Source organism: Bacillus sp. SJS, assembly GCF_000732485.2.
Lineage (GTDB): Bacteria > Bacillota > Bacilli > Bacillales > Bacillaceae > Metabacillus_B > Metabacillus_B sediminis.
In genome coordinates this window covers 403,811-405,165 of record NZ_JAQV02000015.1, presented here as the reverse complement: position 1 = coordinate 405,165, position 1,355 = coordinate 403,811, and the positions used below count along the sequence as shown (strand labels likewise).

The following is a 1,355-nucleotide window of genomic DNA, read 5'->3' as shown; positions in this document are numbered from 1 at the left end:
TATTATCGCGGGGTGGAGCAGTCTGGTAGCTCGTCGGGCTCATAACCCGAAGGTCGCAGGTTCAAATCCTGTCCCCGCAACCAAATGGTCCGGTAGTTCAGTTGGTTAGAATGCCTGCCTGTCACGCAGGAGGTCGCGGGTTCGAGTCCCGTCCGGACCGCCATTTGATTTTTCGATCAAAACTAAGTAAAATGTAAGAGAGTTTCAATAAGCGAGAAGGTCGAGGACTCGAAGCTTAGTGGAAGCCGAAACTAAATGGCTTGGTAGCTCAGTCGGTAGAGCAATGGACTGAAAATCCATGTGTCGGCGGTTCGATTCCGTCCCAAGCCACCATATTCAACTTAGTTAATATGCCGGTGTAGCTCAATTGGTAGAGCAACTGACTTGTAATCAGTAGGTTGGGGGTTCAAGTCCTCTTGCCGGCACTGTCTTCACTGATGTGGAGGGGTAGCGAAGTGGCTAAACGCGGCGGACTGTAAATCCGCTCCTTAGGGTTCGGCAGTTCGAATCTGCCCCCCTCCACCATTTATAGGGGCATAGTTTAACGGTAGAACAGAGGTCTCCAAAACCTCCGGTGTGGGTTCGATTCCTACTGCCCCTGCCAATATAATTTAATAATGTGGCGGTTGTGGCGAAGTGGTTAACGCATCGGATTGTGGTTCCGACATTCGTGGGTTCGATTCCCATCAGTCGCCCCATATTTTTGTTTTTACATATTGGCTGCTGTATAATGAACATACATAATAAGTACATACATAGATGGGCTATAGCCAAGCGGTAAGGCAACGGACTTTGACTCCGTCATGCGTTGGTTCGAATCCAGCTAGCCCAGCCATTTTTATTTTATAGGAAATATTTGTTTCCTGTTGCATAGAATGACTTACAGAACAAAATGATGCGGAAGTAGTTCAGTGGTAGAACACCACCTTGCCAAGGTGGGGGTCGCGGGTTCGAATCCCGTCTTCCGCTCCAATCCCATGACGCCGGGGTGGCGGAATTGGCAGACGCACAGGACTTAAAATCCTGCGGTAGGTGACTACCGTACCGGTTCGATCCCGGTCCTCGGCACTTGAGAATCATATATTGCGCCCGTAGCTCAATTGGATAGAGCATTTGACTACGAATCAAAAGGTTAGAGGTTCGAGTCCTCTCGGGCGCGCCATAATTTCATTATACTCAATTAAGGTTCGGGAAGTAGCTCAGCTTGGTAGAGCACTTGGTTTGGGACCAAGGGGTCGCAGGTTCGAATCCTGTCTTCCCGACCATTTCCTTAAACGATGGGGCCTTAGCTCAGCTGGGAGAGCGCCTGCCTTGCACGCAGGAGGTCAGCGGTTCGATCCCGCTAGGCTCCACCA

13 tRNA genes are annotated in these 1,355 nt (G+C 50.3%); all 13 read left to right on the top strand.

Annotated features, from left to right (window positions below):
* The first annotated feature begins 6 nt into the window (after positions 1 to 6).
* The 13 genes from AS29_RS09075 to AS29_RS09015 all read left to right on the top strand — a co-directional run bounded on the left by AS29_RS09075 (position 7) and on the right by AS29_RS09015 (position 1,355).
* Positions 7 to 83, top strand: a tRNA-Met gene (locus tag AS29_RS09075).
* A 3-nt stretch (positions 84 to 86) separates the two neighbouring features.
* Positions 87 to 163: transfer RNA gene (locus AS29_RS09070), tRNA-Asp, on the top strand.
* 94 nt (positions 164 to 257) lie between these two features.
* Positions 258 to 333: transfer RNA gene (locus tag AS29_RS09065), tRNA-Phe, on the top strand.
* A 19-nt stretch (positions 334 to 352) separates the two neighbouring features.
* Positions 353 to 425, top strand: a tRNA-Thr gene (locus AS29_RS09060).
* A gap of 16 nt (positions 426 to 441) precedes the next feature.
* Positions 442 to 525: transfer RNA gene (locus tag AS29_RS09055), tRNA-Tyr, on the top strand.
* A 5-nt stretch (positions 526 to 530) separates the two neighbouring features.
* Positions 531 to 604, top strand: a tRNA-Trp gene (locus tag AS29_RS09050).
* 18 nt (positions 605 to 622) lie between these two features.
* Positions 623 to 698: transfer RNA gene (locus tag AS29_RS09045), tRNA-His, on the top strand.
* Positions 699 to 760: 62 nt separating this feature from the next.
* A tRNA-Gln gene (locus AS29_RS09040) sits at positions 761 to 835 on the top strand.
* A 62-nt stretch (positions 836 to 897) separates the two neighbouring features.
* Positions 898 to 972 (top strand) — tRNA-Gly (locus AS29_RS09035).
* 10 nt (positions 973 to 982) lie between these two features.
* A tRNA-Leu gene (locus tag AS29_RS09030) sits at positions 983 to 1,068 on the top strand.
* Positions 1,069 to 1,085: 17 nt separating this feature from the next.
* Positions 1,086 to 1,162, top strand: a tRNA-Arg gene (locus AS29_RS09025).
* A 26-nt stretch (positions 1,163 to 1,188) separates the two neighbouring features.
* Positions 1,189 to 1,265 (top strand) — tRNA-Pro (locus AS29_RS09020).
* Positions 1,266 to 1,279: 14 nt separating this feature from the next.
* Positions 1,280 to 1,355 (top strand) — tRNA-Ala (locus AS29_RS09015).